We start from the raw sequence: 15,474 nt of genomic DNA on the forward strand, positions 1-15,474 counted from the left end.
ATCTTGGGGGGGGCTGCGCCGCCTTGGGCATATCCATTCAGCACGCTGCTTGCAGCGGGACGGGAAAACCATGGCTGGCGAAAAGAATCTCCAGGCACTTCTGCACAATATGTCACCGGTGCTCAACGACGGATCTTACGTGTTCTCCATCGTGGAATCCGACATCCCATCCGGTGTCCGCCCCGTGGTCACCGTCCGGGAAAAGGAAGGACTGACCCTGATTGTCGAGAAAAGCGACGCCGACGCGGCGGGGCTGTCCTATGAGTACGTGGCGGCATGGATCACCCTGGAAGTTCATTCCGCGTTGGAGGCTGTTGGGTTGACCGCTGCGATCAGCAACGCCTTGAAGGAAGCTGGAATCAGCTGCAATGTCGTCGCCGGATACACCCACGACCATCTTTTCGTGCCGGCAGATAGAGCGCACGATGCGTTGGCAGCCCTCCGCTCGTTCGGCTAGTTTCTTGTTGCAGACGCGGAGCTTTCTGCAGTTCTGAACAACAAACTCCCATCCCTTGGCCAGGCCCGGTGGGATGGAGCAGAAACGATCTCAAACTGTCGCACCAGCTAAGTGCTTCAAAACCTATGGGTTATAAGGCATCAAAAGCCCCTGGAGTTGAAGTCCCTGATACCAGCCTTACAGATGGGGGGATTTGGCGGCTTGGGACACATGAAACTTTTGGTTGAGTAGGTTGAAGTGGGGCTTGAATCGGTGCAGGACCGGCTTACGGGTAGTTCTGGTGGCAAATTTTTAGAACGACAAACCGTCCGTGGTTTGATGCCGTCTGATCCACCATTGGAATACGGTTTTTGCTCGTGATGGTCACCATAATGAGTGGGGTACCTGCGAGCACGCCTGAAAGAGCCCGAGCGCGCCGACAGAGCCGAAGGTACGAACAGGTGGCTTCATTGTCCGTTCATTCAAGGGTGTTGCCTTCAGCTGTTGATTGACATTGGGCAAATCTGAAAACCCAACACACGTTGGACAGTCGCAACCGGATACCTGCTGTGCTGGGCGCCGGGCTTTTGATCGGCGGTCCACCTCTTCCGCCGGATGCCGCTGCCGCTGAGGTAAACACTGAATTCGCCGGATCAAAGACGCTTTTTGTATTCCTGATTCTTGTTCATGGAGCCGCTGGAGTTTTGCTTGCCGGATTGGGTTGGTCGCCGTCCAAAAGCAGTACGTCACGGGGGCTTCATTATGGCGTGCGTTGCGGCAGTATCGCCATCATGCAGCTCATCGGCGAAGCGGCGTTGATTGCCCTGCCAGGCTCTTCCAACGCCAACACCATCTGGGAAACCATCACGCGCATCGACTCTTCACACAATTCATGGCTCATTGAAACCAAAACCCTATGGCCTGCGCTGTTGCTTCCACTGTCCGTAGTTCACCCGAACTGGCACTCCAGGGCGGGAAATTATCGACAAAGCAGTGACTCCCGCATTGGTGCAGGGAATTTCCGTGTCGGTGCTGGTTGACAAGTGGGCCGCTTTGACGGCTGGCATCCAGTCATCGTGGTAAGACCCAAGGCTTTTGGCAGTTGCAATTGCAAATATGGGGCAGAGCAACAAAATCACCGGGCGTCCCTGTCAAGACCAGCTGGCGTTTACCAAAGCCAACTGATGAAACGGGGAATGGGTATTCCGAGGATTGCGGGTCCGTGGATATCATTGCGGGCACCGGCCGTCTCTCCGGCCACACTGTCGTTTTCAAATCAGGGAGCACCCTGCAGGGAGCTGTATCCCGGCTGCATTTGTGCGTGTGGATGCCGAAGTCTTCGTATCAATTTAATTCCACCACAGACAAGATCCCCAAAGAGCTCATCCAGCACGAGTCACGGCTTTGGCCGAAGTGGCGCGGATCCGCGTCGGCATTAAAAGCAGCAACAGGCGCCACGTTCCACTGTCCATTATTTGGCGCGGGAAAAACGGTATCCCAGCGCTGCGCCAGTCCAAAAGAAAAGAAAGAAGCTCAATCGGGAACTTGCGTAACAGTTGGGAACTTTGCTTGAACCCAGTTGTTTTCACATAAATAAGTGTAATGTAGCTCACACTCCTTAAAGTGATAATTTTATTTCACATCGCGGAATAAACACGTCTGCATCACTTCCTTTATGAGACAAAGAGGTCTTCATGTCTGATCTACCCATTCCTCCTCCAATAACCAAAAATGCCGATTCCCTTGCTATGCAGATCGAATCGTCTTACCAGCGCATCGGAGTCACCAAGGCTCATCGCCAAGTAGTCATCATGATCCTTCTCGGAGTGTTTTTTGACGCTTTGGAACAAAATGCGGTGGGAATCACCGGCCCGGTCCTACGGGAATCATGGGGCCTGACCGGAACGGACATTGGCTTTCTAAACACCATGACATTCACCGCGACCGCTTTGGGACGGTTGGCCACCGGCCTGATCATGGATCGCTATGGACGACGAAACATGTTGATGATCAACCTGATCATCTTTGCTGCGGGTTCGCTGTTTTGTGCTCTCGCGCCAAACTATGGCCTGTTGGCTGCTGGCCGTTTTATTGTGGGATTCGGACTCGGTGGCGAGATTGCCGTCGCAGTCATTATGATGGCTGAGTTTTTCTCGGCAAAACACCGCGGTACTGCAGTCGGTCTTATTAACGTCACCGCAGCTGGCCTTGGAAATATGTTGGCACCGGCGTTTGGCATTCTCGTTTTCACCCTCTTCGATGGCCCTGACAAGTGGCGGTGGGTTTTCGCTCTACTCTTTATTCCTGCGCTAATGGTGATGTGGTTCCGTCGATACGTCCCGGAGACTCCGCGCTTTCTAGCTGCAACAGGTAAGTTCGATCAGGCGAACATCGTCATGACTCGCCTCGCCAGGGGCCAGCTTTCAGGGCCCATCATTGACCCGGATATTTACGTCACTGCCGTACCAGGTGCCGCCGCATTTGAACAAGGTGACAACAAGGGCGTGTGGAAGCTGGCGCTGCGAGGAACGCTCTTACGACGTACTTTGCTTTTAGGCACTGCCGTGACAATGTCTTATGCAGCGCAGATTTCCATGTTGACACTCATGCCAACAATTTTGGTTTCCCGCGGTTACGCGATAAATACCAGCCTTTGGTTTACGCTCATCATGCAATCAGGTTCGCTGATTGGCGCAGCCACCGCGGCATACCTGGCAAGCCGTCTGCCACGCAAGAAAGTGTTGACAGCAGCAGCGATCCTTGGCTGTACTGCGGGACTTTGCATCGCTTTCCTGGGAACAAGCATCGCCATGATTCTCATCTTCGGAGTCCTCTTTAATTTCTCCGTTATTGTTTTGAACACCACCATCTGGCTTTTTGCTCCAGAGTTGTACCCGACGCGGGTCCGCGGATTCGGAACGTCGATCATTCTGGCGGCAGGTTCACTGGCAGGGGGGCTCTTTCCCCTGATCTCTGGTGTCGTCTTCGACTCTCATGGAACGTTTGGAATGTTCGCCGTCCTCGCCGGTCTATTTGTGATTCTCGGAATCGTCGTACAGTTCCCGCCGGAAACGTTTGGCAAACCACTGGAAGAGGATGATGAGGCCGTCTATGTCCACTAATGCCCGTGTCATATTGATCGTCAATCCCAATACGAACACTTCAACCACGGCCATGATGCGTGAACTGGCGGCTGCCGAACTGGGCGACAGCGGCCTGGAGGTCGTTGGCATCACAGCCCTTCAGGGTCCGAAGATGCTCATCGACCCAGAAAACCTCACTGCTTCCGCGGAATATGTACAAGATGTCGTCCACTCCTATTTGGCTGGTCCTGAAGGATCCAATGTTGCCGCGATCGTGATTGCGGCCATCGGTGACCCCGGGTGGCAGGAACTAAGTGACGAGGTTCAAATGCCCGTGGTTGGAATAGGCGAAGCAGCGATTTTGGCTGCTTCTGAGCAGGGCAGACCATTTGGAATGGCTACCAGTACGCCGCTGCTGGTGCCATCCTTAACGCGGTTGGTGGCTAAGCACGGTCAAGCCGCGCAGTTTTGTGGCGTAAAGCTGACAGCATCCGAACCGCTCGCACTGGCTGCTGACCCTCAGGAGCAATTCCGTCAGCTGCGGCAAGCTGTGTTGGAATCGGTGGCCAGCGGCGCTCAGGCAGTCATCATAGCCGGCGGTCCACTGAGCGAAACAGCCCGCAGGCTTTCCGCTGAGGGTGTTGCGGTCATCATCGAACCAATACCCAGTGCTTGTCGGCTCGTTCTAAGGAAGTTACATACTGATCCATTGGTAACGCCGCGAAGTATGGACTGAAGTTTCCGGGTCTTGATGCCGTTGTCTTTTTGAGAGCGACGTCGGCATCAAGCCCGGGAGGGTTAAGCCCGGGGACTGGATGCGTTGGTAGCCGGTTGCGCGTCATTCCGAGGTTGTCGGCGACTTGGACTGTGTGGTCTCCGTGTCCATGAGGCCCATGGATTTATGGATTTGGTTGTGGTGATGCGTTCGTTACCGAATTTGTTTTCCAGCTGATTCAGGGCGGTCATGTTGGCTGACAGCATCGTTCCCATGAATGTCAAGGTGTCCACATCACCGCGATTAAGGTTTAGGACCGGCAGGACGGCGCCGTTGCTGCCTGGCTTCTGGGCAAAGACGGGCGTGTTCCAGGTGGAGGCCCGAGCCGGTCCAAGGTGGTTATGACCAAGGCGGACCCTCTATGCCGCCATCGTGGGCCCCACTGGACTGCGGCTGCGGTGGTTGGTGCCCTGAGAATCGTCCCTGGCCGCAGGTTGAGTTCCGTGGCAACTTCCAGTATCCGCTCGAAGCGGTGCGCGTTGAAGTTGGTGCCATTAGGGAGTATTGCCGCAGCGAAGTGGGCCGGCCCCCATCCACATGGACAGAACCCGCTCAGAAATTCGATGGCATTGGCAGCCAAGTGCCGGGTGGTTTCACTGGGCAACAGGAATGCCGGCGGGTTGAGAACAAGCAACATCAACGCCATCCCAAGCGGGCATTGACAAAAAATCCCAGCTGCGCTGCGTTGACCAAATGAAAGGCTGCTGATACCTTCCAAGAAAACGCTTTCCCGGGTGTCGGGATTCATCTGGGCATCCGGATCCGGCTGCCCTTTCCAGAAAGGTCGCTGGCTTCCCATGGCCCCTCCCACTCCAGGAATTGAACCCAGAGCCGTGGCCATCGCCGGGTACGGGGCCGGGGATATGGCCAACAGCATGGCGTTCAGCACCATCGGCATGTTCCTGCTGGTCTATTACACCGACGTCGTAGGCATTCCCGCGGCGGCTGCGGGGACCTTGTTGCTGCTGGCTGGACTGTTCAACGGCTTCACCGACATATTCGCCGGCAGGGTCGCGGACCGAAACCACCACCGGAAACTGGGGAAGTTCAGGCCCTTTCTCCTCTTTGGTGCTGTCCCGCTGCTGCTCAGTGTGGCGATGTTCCACGTCCCCGTGCTGGATCCGGCCGGGAGGCTGATCTACGCTTACGTCAGCTACTTCGCTTTTTGCCTGGCCTACAGCATGGTCAACGTTCCCTACGGAGCCCTGGTGGGTGCCATGACCCGCAACCCCCGCAGCCGCGCCCGGTTGGCGGGCGCCCGTACCATCGGAGGACTGGCCACCACGTCCATTCTGGGCATATTCGTGGCACCACTGCTGAAAGCCGGTGCCGAGCTGCAGAACATTTTCACCACGCTGACCATCGGGTTTGCAGTTGCCGGGACCTGCCTCTACCTGTTCTGTGCGTTTTCCACGCGGGAGCAATACCGCCAGGCGTCCCCAAAGTTGTCGCTCAAGCAGGCTGGTGCGGCCCTGAAGGGAAACACCCCGCTGCTGGTGCTGTGCATCAGCTCGCTGTTGTTCATGGCCTCAAATGTGGTGAGCAACACCGCCAAGCTGTTCTACCTCCGGGACGTACTGCAGCGGCTGGATTTGTTTCCGGTGGTGGCTCTGGCCCAGGTGGTGATCACCCTGGTCCTGGCCACCACGGCACCCCGCCTGGTGCACCGCTTCGGCAAGCGCACCATTTACATTGCCGGCGGCCTCACCAGCGGCGTCGGAGGAATCCTCGTCTTCGCCGCACCGGCCGGCGTCGTCTGGGTCGCCCTGCTGGGGATCATCCTGGCCCTCGCGGGTGCGGCCAGTGTGAGCATTATGGTGTGGGCACTGATCGCCGACACGGTCGAGTACGGAGAATGGAAAACAGGGGTGCGCTCGGACGGCATCAATTATTCACTGCTGTCCTCAACGCGAAAGCTCGGAATGGCCTTTGGTGGTGCCCTGGCCGCCTTCGCACTGGCCTGGGGCGGCTACGAGTCAACCGCGGTCCAGCAATCCGAGGCAGCCATGTTCGGCATTCGGGTGGCAGCTGGCCTCGCACCCGCGCTGGCCATCCTCCTGGCCGTCAGTGTGATGGGCTGGTACCGACTCACCGACCGAACGCATGCGGAACTGGTCACCACCCTCGAGAAACGTCCCGTGTCCTGACCGCGGCAGCCCAGCTGTCCTCACCGGCGGCGGTGTGCCTTGCGATCCAGCCCTTGGCGGACAGGGCAGGTGCTTGCCAACCAGCTATGGTCCATTGCGCCTTGGAACGTAAAGGAACACAAAATGCCCGGGTCCTGGGCTACTCTTTCTTCAAAGACGGCGCCAACGTCGTGGCCCGGTTTTCCGTCCTGGTGAAATCCATTTTTGCTCAGGCTCCGCCTCCGGGCCCCGTGCGGAAGCCGGACCCTTCCATGGTGGATTCAATGCCGCCGGCCGGGGAACTTCCGCGGTGACGCTGATGGCGGCCCGTCTTGATCAAGGTGTATGGCTGGAACCATTGACCCATAGCGAAGGAGCGCCGATGAGGATTGCCGTCACTGGTGGAAGCGGAAAGCTGGGGCGCCATGTGGTGCGCAGGCTCGCGGAGGATGGGCACCAGATACTGAACCTGGACCGGGTGGGGGAGAGGAATGCGGGGCAGGTCTTCGTTGATCTGCGCAACTATGGCCAGGTCCTGGACGTGTTCCTGGGCCTCGATGACAGGCACAGTGGCTTTGATGCCGTTGTCCACTTGGGGGCCATTCCCGCGCCGGGCATAGTCCCGGATGCAGCCACCTTTGAAAACAACATGCTCTCCACCTATAACGTGTTCCAGGCGGCGCGGCGCGCGGGCATTAAAAGGCTCGTGTACGCCTCCAGTGAGACTGTGCTGGGCCTGCCGTTCGACGTCGACCCTCCCTATATACCGATGGATGAGGAATATCCGGCCCGGCCGGAAAGCACCTATTCACTGGTGAAACACCTGGAAGAGCAAATGGCCAGGGAGCTGGTGCGCTGGGATCCGGAGCTGAGCATTATTGCGCTTCGCTTCTCCAACGTCATGGATGTTCAGGACTACGCCTCCTTTCCCTCTTTTGAGGCCGACGCCAGGACGCGCAAATGGAATCTGTGGGGGTACGTTGATGGCCGGGACGGCGCCCAGGCCGTGGCGCGGGCACTTGAAAACGGCCGGCCGGGGTTTGAGGCGTTCATCATTGCCAATGCCGACACTGTCATGCTCCGCTCCAGTGCCGATCTTGCCGCGGAGGTTTTCCCGCAGGTGGAGGTGCGCAAGGAACTTGGCGAGCACGAGACCATGCTTTCAATCGAGAAGGCCCAAAGACTCTTGGGGTACTCCCCGGAGCACAGCTGGCGCAACCACCAGCGGAATCAGACGGACTAACAAAAAGGACTGGGGAACATCATGAAATATGGCACATTGGGCAACAGCGGCGCAGTGGTTTCCAACTACGCGCTCGGCACCATGACGTTTGGGGCGGAGGCCACTGAGGAAACCTCCCATGCGATTCTTGACGGCTACGTCGCCGCCGGCGGCAACTTTATTGATACCGCCGACGTGTACAGCGCCGGCGTGTCAGAGGAGATCATTGGCCGTTGGCTGGCCCAGCGGCCGGACACGCGGGATCAAATGGTTGTTGCCACCAAGGGCCGCTTTCCCATGGGAGCTGCCCCGAACGACGTCGGCACCTCCCGCAGGCATCTGACGCGAGCCCTGGATGACTCCCTGCGCCGTTTGGGGGTGGAGCAGATCGACCTGTACCAAATGCATGCCTGGGACCCCATCACTCCGCTGGAGGAGACGCTGCGCTTCCTGCAGGACGCGGTCAACCAGGGCAAGATCGCGTACTACGGTTTCTCCAATTTCCTCGGTTGGCAGCTGACCAAGGCCGTCCACTTGGCCAAGGCCCACGGCTGGAATCCCCCGGTTACCCTGCAGCCCCAATACAGCCTGTTGGTGCGGGAAATCGAGTCGGAAATTGTCCCGGCTTCCCTGGACGCCGGGATCGGCCTGTTGCCCTGGTCGCCGCTGGGTGGCGGTTGGCTCTCCGGAAAGTACAAGCGGGATCAAGCTCCAGCTGGTGCCACCCGCCTGGGCGAGAACCCCCAACGCGGCATGGAAGCCTGGCAGGAACGCAACGACGATCCCCGCACCTGGGAGGTTATCGGTGCGGTGGAAGGCATCGCTGCGGACCATGGGGTCTCCGCCTCCCAGGTGGCGCTGGCCTGGCTGGCGGACCGCCCCGCCGTAACGTCGGTGATACTTGGTGCACGCACCGTCGAACAGCTGGCAGACAACCTCGCCGCGGCGGATCTGGAACTTTCCGCGCAGGAGTCCCAGCAGCTGGCGGATGTCAGCAGTCCCCGGGTGGGAATTTATCCATACGGTCCAAGGGCCCAAGTTCAGCGAAGCCGAAAAATCCAGGGTGGCCGGTAGACCCGGAAATGAGCGGGGGAGTGCCGGCCCCGCCGACGCTGGCGGCACCGGCATCTTGAATCAGCCGGGCACCATGCCACCGAAACCGCGGCGAAAAGCATTGAAGCCGCGATGGGTCATTGCGGGAGGGCTCCGGATGTCATGGGGTACGACGACGTCGGGGCAGCGGGGGGACGGGGTGGGGGACTGGCAGTCAACTTCTCTGCCGTGGCATGCGGCCCCGGCGGTGCGCTGCGATAAGGAACGCCGTGGTTGCTGCGGAGCACACCAGGATGGAGACTATGCCCGCCTCGGGACCGAAGCTTCCCCCGGAAAGCCAATCCGGACCCGCGGTCGTGGCGGCAAAGACTGCATCACTGGCGTCGGAGCCGGAAACCACTGTGCCGAAGATCCCCCCGATCGCGACATTCCAACCGAAATGAAGGCCGATCGCGAGCCACAAAGATCCGGTGAACAGGTACGCGGCACCCAGCATGAGCCCAGCCTCGACGGCGACGGCGAGCGCGCCATTGAGCGAGGACCCCGGATTGATCAGGTGGAGCAGGCCAAAGATCGCGGACGACACGATGAGCGCCACCAGCACTCCCCACCGGCCCAGGAGAAGGCGGAAGACGATGCCTCGGAAGAACACTTCTTCAGCGACCGCCACAGCGGACATCGTTCCCACCACGGCAAGAGCCCCGGCGGCTGATCCCCAGCCGGTGATCCGGTACCCGCCGAAGAGGGCGAGGAAAGCGATGGTCACCGCTGCGAGAGACACCCCGCCAGCACTGCCCAACAGCAGATGCCGCATGCCTGCCCGCACAGGGAGCTCTGCTACGGTGCGCTTCTCGAAGCGGATCCCGACCCAGATGTAGAGCCAGACCATGGACACCGCGAGGACGGGACCTACGATGAGGCTGGCCACTGCGTTCTCAAGGGAGGAAGCGAGGAAATTTGCTGCCAGCATTGCCGCCGCGAAACCAATGACCAGGATTGTTCCCATCACCCGGTTGCGGGGAGGGCTGCTTTGGGGCTTGGCCACTGTGTCGTGAAATGGGGGCAGTGGTTGACGGCCCGGTGTCTGGTTCTTCATTGGTGCTCCTCGTAGTGGGTGTAAGGTTCACGCTACGGAGCTTGGAAGGAATGCGAATCCACCCAGCGGGGACACTTTGGGTCCCTCGCATGGGGGATTCGACCAGCGAACAAATAATGCTCTGGCCGCTGATGGCCGGCAGTCAACGGGGGGATGCGAGCCCCGCCCGGTGTGCGAGCACCACAGCCTGAACCCTGTCTCTGACATTGAGCTTCATCAGAACGCGGGAGACGTACGTCTTAACCGTCTGGAGGCTGATGAAGAGCGCGGCTGCGATCTCTGCATTGGACTGTCCGTCGGCGAGCAGCATCAAGACCTCCCGTTCGCGTGCGGTGAGCGCGGCAAGCACAGCCGCCCCCTGATCGGAGGGCCGCAACCGGCCCCCGTAGCGGCCGATCAACGCGCGTGTGACAGCGGGGGCGATCAAGGAATCTCCAGCGGCGATGGTCCGGATGGCCGCCGTCAATTCCGCAGGCCGCGCATCCTTGAGCAGGAAGCCGCTGGCGCCGGCACGCAGCGCCTCGTAGACAAGGGAGTCCAGCGTGAAGGTGGTGACCACGAGTACTCGCGCTGCCACCTCGACACCAGGGCCCGCAATTTTCCGGGTGGCCTCGATCCCGTCCAGGAGAGGCATGCGGATATCCATCACGACGACGTCCGGACGCTCACGTTCGGTGATGCGCACGGCCTCCTCGCCGTTTCTTGCCTCACCGACGACCATCAGATCCGGTTGGGCATTGATAATCGTGACGAAACCGGTCCGGACGAGCTCCTGGTCATCACAGACGACGACGCGCAGCGGCGCCTCCACCGGCTCCGCGTTCATCCCGGGATCCTTGCCCGCACCATGAACCGCCCGCCTACAGGACCGGCCTGCAGATCGCCGCCCAAAGATTCCACCCGTGCACGCATACCCACGATCCCCCGCCCTCCCGGCGTCGAGGCCGACCCCTTTTCCAGACCGGAACTGGCCACTTCGACCAGGACCGCATGCTCAGCGTACTCGATGTCGACACAAGCCGATCCGTCAGTGGCGTACTTCCTTGCATTGGTGATGCCCTCCTGCACAACCCTGACAAGCGCGAGCCCAGGCGCACCGGGCAGGGCCCGCGGTTTCCCACGCTCGACAAGCTGCACGTCTTGACCCGTCGCGCGGGCGCTGGCGACAATCTCATCCGCGCTCTGCAAGGCCGGCGCACGGCCACCTGCCGCGCTCGCCTCCAGCGCCCCGAGAAGGCTGCGGAGGTCAACAAGGGTCGATCTGCCTCCTTCGGCAATGGAGGCGAGGATGCCGTGTGTCTTCGCATCCAGCGCCGGCTGATACTGGCCAGCCTCAGCCTGAACGATGATCGCCGTCACATGGTGCGTGACCACATCGTGCAGTTCACGCGCAATGCGCGCACGTTCGGCGGCGATGGCGTCCCGCTCTGCGGTTTGGGCACGAACCCGACGGGAAGCTGCCTGCGACCGAAGCCACGAACCCCACAGCCACAACGTGGCGAGCAGCACCCCGAAAACCAAAGTGTCGACAGCAGTGAGCTCGACGTCGAATGTGAGCAACGCGGCGGCGAGCACAATGTACCCGCCGACCGCGAGCGCAGCAATCATCACGCGGTTCCGTTCAATCAACGCGCCCGCGCCGACCAGGATGAACAGCAGAGCCAGCGCGGCAAAGGTGGTCGGGAAGCCGAGCAGCTGGTAGGCGGCGAATCCTGAGCCAGTCAATGCCAGGGCCCAGGCAGGCCGTCGTCGGAGCAGCACGACACCACTGCCTTGAATCACGATCAGTGAGACCCCGAGCAGGTCCAGAGGCCGGTCTGGAAGACCGGCAAGCTCAAGGCCTTGGCGGGCCACACCCGGAACGAAGGACAAAACGACAAGCGCGCCGGCCAGGAAAACGTCCCACCAGGTGCGCACCATGGACATGCCGGCAACTCTCACCACTGCATTTTACCCCTTTGACATCAGTCGGGTCAGGAAAGTCGAGCGCCCTGAAAGGACCGCACCTTGCTGCCGGCCGATTCGGCTAACTGCTTTTGACCCGGATCATCGAGCCGTACCGTGCGGCAGGGTCGAGGTGCATCTGGGCCTTGAGCCCCAGAGTGACGTCGTCAGCGATGACCTCGACGGCACCGGCCTCGATGCCGTCCAGGGCAGCGGTCACAATCGATGCCGGGGAACTTTTGGGGATGTCGATCCCCGCAGTCATATCCGTGTCAACCATGGCCATGAGGAGGCCGGTGACGCAGGTTCCCTGGGAGGCGAGTTGCACGCGTGTGGCGTCGGTGAGGCTCCACGCTGCAGCTTTGGTCATCGCGTACGAGCTCGCGCCGGGTGCGGAGAACCAGGCTGCGGCGGAGAGGACATTGAGGATGGCGCCGCCGCCATTGGATTTGAGAACGGGTGCGAAGGCGCGGGTGAGGTGAAGCGCGCCGAAGAGGTTCGTTTCGAGGTCGCTGCGGATCCTGCTCAGGTCCCCTCCCAGTAGATCGACCCCCGAGGAGACGCCGGCATTGTTGATGAGCAGGGTGAGATCGCTTGCGCGAACCGCCACATCCCGCACTTGGGATTCGTCCGTGATGTCCAAGGCGAGTATTTCCACACCGTCGACGTCGATGGTGTCCACGTTGCGGGCGGTCGCGTAGACCTTTGCGGCGCCGCGTTCCAACAATTGACGCACGAACTCCGCGCCGATGCCGCGGTTGGCCCCCGTGACGAGGGCGACCGAGTTGATAATCAGCATGTGACTCCTTCTGTAGTGTTCACTATATAACTGTCCCCACGATAGCAGCGGTCCTAGCAGTCGTTATAGAATGTGAATCACCATGGCAGGCAGACCCAGATCCTTTGACCGCGAAACGGCTTTGCTCATCGCCATGGAAAAATTTTGGCGCAGTGGCTACGAGGCCACGACCATCGCAAAACTGACGGAGGCGATGGAGATCACCCCGCCGAGCCTCTACGCCGCGTTCGGTGACAAGGACCAGCTTTTCGCCGCCGCGAGCACGGTTTATTTCGATGCCATCAGCGTTCAGTTTGAAAAGGCCCTGGCACTGCCAACCCTGCGCGAAGCGGTGACCGAGATGCTTGTCCTGACAGCTGCAGCCCACACTGACGGGGGCACGCCCCCGGGTTGCTTCCTGGCGACCGAGCCGAGGCTCGCATCCGAACGGACGGTTTTGCGAAATCGTCTTGCCCGCCGGGTCGAACAGGCCGTGCAGGACGGGGACGTGCCCGCCCACACCGACCCGGAGCAGGTGGCGGGTTACGTCATGGCGGCACACGCCGGGATGTCTTCCCGTGCACGTGATGGGGGAACGTTGGCTGAGCTGATGGCCATTGCCACCATGACTTTGAATGCACTTCCATAAGGCCAGGGATGATGTGCCGGCTTGGTCAGCGTTGGGTGACCGCCCCGGAACCAGCTACATCTTCCGTGACCCGGGCATCTCCGCCGTGCGAGATCACACCACTGCCGTCAATGACCGCATCAAGCGCCTCGTCCGCCGTAACGGTGGCCTCGCCTGAACCGCGCACGGTGACGAAGGCGTTTGCGCTGCGCAGCTCGGTGCCCTGATATCCGCCAGATCCCATGATCTCCACGCGCTGCGTGTCCGCCGCGCCGTCAACCGTGACTTCGCCCGAACCGTCCACACGCACCATCAGGTTCTCGAGAGCGGCATCGCGGACTTGGATGGCGCCGGAACCCTCGACGGTGAGAGCCGCCATTGCCGCGTCGATTCCGGAGGCGTCGACGCCGCCCGAACCGCGGACCGTGATGGTCGGCTCCCTTGCCCCCGAAAGGTCGACCACTGCGTCACCGGAACCGGTAACCGTGAGGGACTCAAGGGAGGACACTGTCAGCTCGTAGCGGATGTCGCCGTCGAGGGGCATTGGATTACCCTCCATCGCCAGCCGCAGCACCCCATCATCAACGTCCTCCGTGAGGCGGTCAATGATCCGATCCCCGGCAGACACGGTCAGCGACGGTGTCGCCCCGAGGGCAATTATGAGGCTCCCGGACGTGTTCAGCTGCACGGCAGTGACATCGGTGATGTCGCGGTCCTGAGTGACAGTGGGCCCGGAACCCAAGGGCGAGCAGCCTGAAAGGGCGGCCACGGTGACGAGGGCAAGAGCGGAAGTGGAAAGAATCATTTGAGAAGTTCGCATGATTTCAGCGTAGAGACGCGGCACACGGCGGGGATAGCTACCAAGGTATCCACCGCAAACACCCCCGAGGTACAACGCTCCCGGTGACGATTGCAAGACCGAAGCCTTGTACGCCCATGCATAGCCGCGTTAATCCCAAAACACCCGGCATTGTTCAACTGTCGCGCGGGCAGGAACAATCACGTTGTCCGGCAGCTGTTGGACAGCAACAGGCGATCCGTCCCTGCAGTTGCCCATGAGGGATGCTTGCTGCCGGAATCCTGGGCGGGAAAGCTGCAGCTGTCCGTCAGTTCCCCATTCCTTTGGTTGCGACTGCCCCAGGGGATCCCTCCGTGGAGCTGCCTGCGGGTTCCTGGTGATTGATGTACGAAGACTTCGAGACCTTTGTGCCGGCCCGCAGCCGGGCCTGGTGGCAGGTGAATTAGCTCATGCCCCTTTCCGTTGGCCTTTTGGCGGATGTGTGGTGGGCACCTGAATGGCATCGGCCCCTCCGATCAGGTTGAGTGATCCGGTGAATGACATCCTCCTCAAAGTCAGAAGGTTCATGAGCCATACCCAATATGAAGAACCAGTGCCGCCCTGCCGCCACATCAAGCCAGCCACCACTGAAAGTTACGAATGGTCCGTAACGCAGGAACTGTGGCCTTTACTACAGACCCTGGATTAAATCCGTCCCAGTCCTCTATGCTGAAATTGTTATTGCTTGGGGGCGTTGACATTCTAAGAATGTGGGACGGGCAGACCGGGCAGGAAACACAACTCTTATCCGGTTCAAACGCAAGGTCTCAAAAAATGCGCACTCCCTCTTCACGTATACGCAGAATCAGCATGTTCGCTGCCGCTCCGATCGCGATTCTGATCGCCGGCGGCATGGTCTGGCAAGGATCGCAAGCCGCTTTCACGGCATCCACCAGGAACGCCGGAAACTCGTGGAACACCGGCAACGTCGCCCTCACCGATGACGACAAGGGTGCCGCGGCATTCACGGTGGAAAACATCGTTCCCGGGCAGACCGGCCAGAAGTGCATCGTTGTCACCTCAAATTCCACTGTTCCCGGCGTGGTCAGGGCCTACACGCAGAACCTGGTCAACTCCAAGGGCCTGGAGACAAGGATTTTCCTTGATCTTGAGCAGGGCACCGGCGGTTCATTCGATGACTGCACCGGCTTCACTCCGACCGCCAACACGGTACCGGAACTACCCCTGTCCACTTTGGCCACGGTCAATCGTGACTTTGCCAGTGGCGGTGCAGAGTGGGACACCGCGGGAACACCCGGTGAAACACAAAGCTACCGGGCGACTTGGCGTTTTGATACCGGAACGATGGGCCAAAATGAAATCAATGCCATGCAGGGAGCCCATGTGAGCATCGACCTCGTATGGGAACTGCAGTCCAATGATTCTCCCGTTATTCCCTAACCCGGCAGTTCATAGCCAGTGACCCGGGACAGGACCGGCTCTCCGCCTCGTTCTTCCCGGGCCGCAGGGCTTTTTGCAGCCGATGGCTGGGTGC

15 protein-coding genes are annotated in these 15,474 nt (G+C 60.2%); 10 read left to right on the top strand and 5 right to left on the bottom strand.

The window, feature by feature from the left end; all coding sequences use genetic code 11:
- Positions 1-70 precede the first annotated feature (70 nt).
- The 8 genes from ACFUCV_RS06180 to ACFUCV_RS06215 all read left to right on the top strand — a co-directional run bounded on the left by ACFUCV_RS06180 (position 71) and on the right by ACFUCV_RS06215 (position 8,716).
- Positions 71-457 carry an ACT domain-containing protein gene (locus ACFUCV_RS06180; protein WP_380813418.1) on the top strand — a complete coding sequence of 129 codons (387 nt, stop codon included), beginning with the start codon at positions 71-73 and terminating at the stop codon, positions 455-457.
- 521 nt (positions 458-978) lie between these two features.
- Complete coding sequence (locus ACFUCV_RS06185) at positions 979-1,476, top strand: hypothetical protein (RefSeq protein ID WP_380813421.1); 498 nt, start codon at positions 979-981, stop codon at positions 1,474-1,476.
- A 182-nt stretch (positions 1,477-1,658) separates the two neighbouring features.
- On the top strand, positions 1,659-2,009 hold the full coding sequence (locus tag ACFUCV_RS06190) for a hypothetical protein (protein WP_380813424.1): 351 nt from the start codon (positions 1,659-1,661) through the stop codon (positions 2,007-2,009).
- 121 nt (positions 2,010-2,130) lie between these two features.
- The gene (locus ACFUCV_RS06195) at positions 2,131-3,558 is read left to right on the top strand and encodes an MFS transporter (RefSeq protein ID WP_380813427.1); all 1,428 of its coding nucleotides are present in this window, start codon (positions 2,131-2,133) and stop codon (positions 3,556-3,558) included.
- On the top strand, positions 3,548-4,255 hold the full coding sequence (locus tag ACFUCV_RS06200) for an aspartate/glutamate racemase family protein (RefSeq protein WP_380813430.1): 708 nt from the start codon (positions 3,548-3,550) through the stop codon (positions 4,253-4,255). Before ACFUCV_RS06195 ends, ACFUCV_RS06200 begins: the two co-directional genes overlap by 11 nt.
- Positions 4,256-5,091: 836 nt before the next feature.
- Complete coding sequence (locus tag ACFUCV_RS06205) at positions 5,092-6,441, top strand: glycoside-pentoside-hexuronide (GPH):cation symporter (RefSeq protein WP_380813433.1); 1,350 nt, start codon at positions 5,092-5,094, stop codon at positions 6,439-6,441.
- A 361-nt stretch (positions 6,442-6,802) separates the two neighbouring features.
- On the top strand, positions 6,803-7,663 hold the full coding sequence (locus ACFUCV_RS06210; protein ID WP_380813436.1) for an NAD-dependent epimerase/dehydratase family protein: 861 nt from the start codon (positions 6,803-6,805) through the stop codon (positions 7,661-7,663).
- A gap of 21 nt (positions 7,664-7,684) precedes the next feature.
- Positions 7,685-8,716, top strand: coding sequence for an aldo/keto reductase (locus tag ACFUCV_RS06215; RefSeq protein ID WP_380813439.1), 1,032 nt, complete (start codon positions 7,685-7,687; stop codon positions 8,714-8,716).
- A gap of 193 nt (positions 8,717-8,909) precedes the next feature.
- On the opposite strand, the gene ACFUCV_RS06220 is transcribed toward ACFUCV_RS06215, so the two are convergent.
- From ACFUCV_RS06220 to ACFUCV_RS06235, 4 genes are all read right to left on the bottom strand, one after another.
- A complete protein-coding gene (locus tag ACFUCV_RS06220; RefSeq protein WP_380813442.1) occupies positions 8,910-9,791 on the bottom strand; it encodes a CPBP family intramembrane glutamic endopeptidase in 882 nt (293 codons plus the stop codon).
- A 142-nt stretch (positions 9,792-9,933) separates the two neighbouring features.
- Positions 9,934-10,617 carry a response regulator gene (locus ACFUCV_RS06225; protein WP_380813444.1) on the bottom strand — a complete coding sequence of 228 codons (684 nt, stop codon included), beginning with the start codon at positions 10,615-10,617 and terminating at the stop codon, positions 9,934-9,936.
- Positions 10,614-11,717: a sensor histidine kinase gene (locus tag ACFUCV_RS06230; protein WP_380813447.1), complete on the bottom strand. Its 1,104-nt coding sequence runs from the start codon at positions 11,715-11,717 to the stop codon at positions 10,614-10,616. The genes ACFUCV_RS06225 and ACFUCV_RS06230 overlap by 4 nt, the downstream gene beginning before the upstream one ends.
- A gap of 100 nt (positions 11,718-11,817) precedes the next feature.
- Complete coding sequence (locus tag ACFUCV_RS06235; RefSeq protein ID WP_380813450.1) at positions 11,818-12,534, bottom strand: SDR family oxidoreductase; 717 nt, start codon at positions 12,532-12,534, stop codon at positions 11,818-11,820.
- A gap of 82 nt (positions 12,535-12,616) precedes the next feature.
- Between ACFUCV_RS06235 and ACFUCV_RS06240 the strand changes: the two genes are divergently transcribed.
- Positions 12,617-13,162, top strand: a complete 546-nt coding sequence (locus ACFUCV_RS06240; RefSeq protein ID WP_380813453.1) for a TetR/AcrR family transcriptional regulator — start codon at positions 12,617-12,619, stop codon at positions 13,160-13,162.
- A gap of 25 nt (positions 13,163-13,187) precedes the next feature.
- On the opposite strand, the gene ACFUCV_RS06245 is transcribed toward ACFUCV_RS06240, so the two are convergent.
- The gene (locus tag ACFUCV_RS06245) at positions 13,188-13,961 is read right to left on the bottom strand and encodes a GIN domain-containing protein (protein WP_380813455.1); all 774 of its coding nucleotides are present in this window, start codon (positions 13,959-13,961) and stop codon (positions 13,188-13,190) included.
- Positions 13,962-14,600: 639 nt separating this feature from the next.
- Between ACFUCV_RS06245 and ACFUCV_RS06250 the strand changes: the two genes are divergently transcribed.
- Positions 14,601-15,380, top strand: a complete 780-nt coding sequence (locus ACFUCV_RS06250; RefSeq protein ID WP_380813458.1) for a hypothetical protein — start codon at positions 14,601-14,603, stop codon at positions 15,378-15,380.
- Positions 15,381-15,474 lie beyond the last annotated feature (94 nt).

The sequence above is a fragment of the Specibacter sp. NPDC057265 genome, assembly GCF_042668835.1.
In the GTDB taxonomy this organism is placed as follows: domain Bacteria; phylum Actinomycetota; class Actinomycetes; order Actinomycetales; family Micrococcaceae; genus Specibacter.

What these genes read in the sequence shown, in the direction of transcription:
- ACFUCV_RS06180 (WP_380813418.1), top strand. Translation starts at nt 71, where the DNA reads ATGGCTGGCGAAAAGAATCTCCAGGCACTTCTGCACAATATGTCACCG.
- ACFUCV_RS06195 (WP_380813427.1), top strand. Translation starts at nt 2,131, where the DNA reads ATGTCTGATCTACCCATTCCTCCTCCAATAACCAAAAATGCCGATTCC.
- ACFUCV_RS06200 (WP_380813430.1), top strand. Translation starts at nt 3,548, where the DNA reads ATGTCCACTAATGCCCGTGTCATATTGATCGTCAATCCCAATACGAAC.
- ACFUCV_RS06205 (WP_380813433.1), top strand. Translation starts at nt 5,092, where the DNA reads ATGGCCCCTCCCACTCCAGGAATTGAACCCAGAGCCGTGGCCATCGCC.
- ACFUCV_RS06210 (WP_380813436.1), top strand. Translation starts at nt 6,803, where the DNA reads ATGAGGATTGCCGTCACTGGTGGAAGCGGAAAGCTGGGGCGCCATGTG.
- ACFUCV_RS06215 (WP_380813439.1), top strand. Translation starts at nt 7,685, where the DNA reads ATGAAATATGGCACATTGGGCAACAGCGGCGCAGTGGTTTCCAACTAC.
- ACFUCV_RS06220 (WP_380813442.1), bottom strand. Translation starts at nt 9,791, where the DNA reads ATGAAGAACCAGACACCGGGCCGTCAACCACTGCCCCCATTTCACGAC.
- ACFUCV_RS06225 (WP_380813444.1), bottom strand. Translation starts at nt 10,617, where the DNA reads ATGAACGCGGAGCCGGTGGAGGCGCCGCTGCGCGTCGTCGTCTGTGAT.
- ACFUCV_RS06230 (WP_380813447.1), bottom strand. Translation starts at nt 11,717, where the DNA reads ATGTCCATGGTGCGCACCTGGTGGGACGTTTTCCTGGCCGGCGCGCTT.
- ACFUCV_RS06235 (WP_380813450.1), bottom strand. Translation starts at nt 12,534, where the DNA reads ATGCTGATTATCAACTCGGTCGCCCTCGTCACGGGGGCCAACCGCGGC.
- ACFUCV_RS06240 (WP_380813453.1), top strand. Translation starts at nt 12,617, where the DNA reads ATGGCAGGCAGACCCAGATCCTTTGACCGCGAAACGGCTTTGCTCATC.
- ACFUCV_RS06245 (WP_380813455.1), bottom strand. Translation starts at nt 13,961, where the DNA reads ATGCGAACTTCTCAAATGATTCTTTCCACTTCCGCTCTTGCCCTCGTC.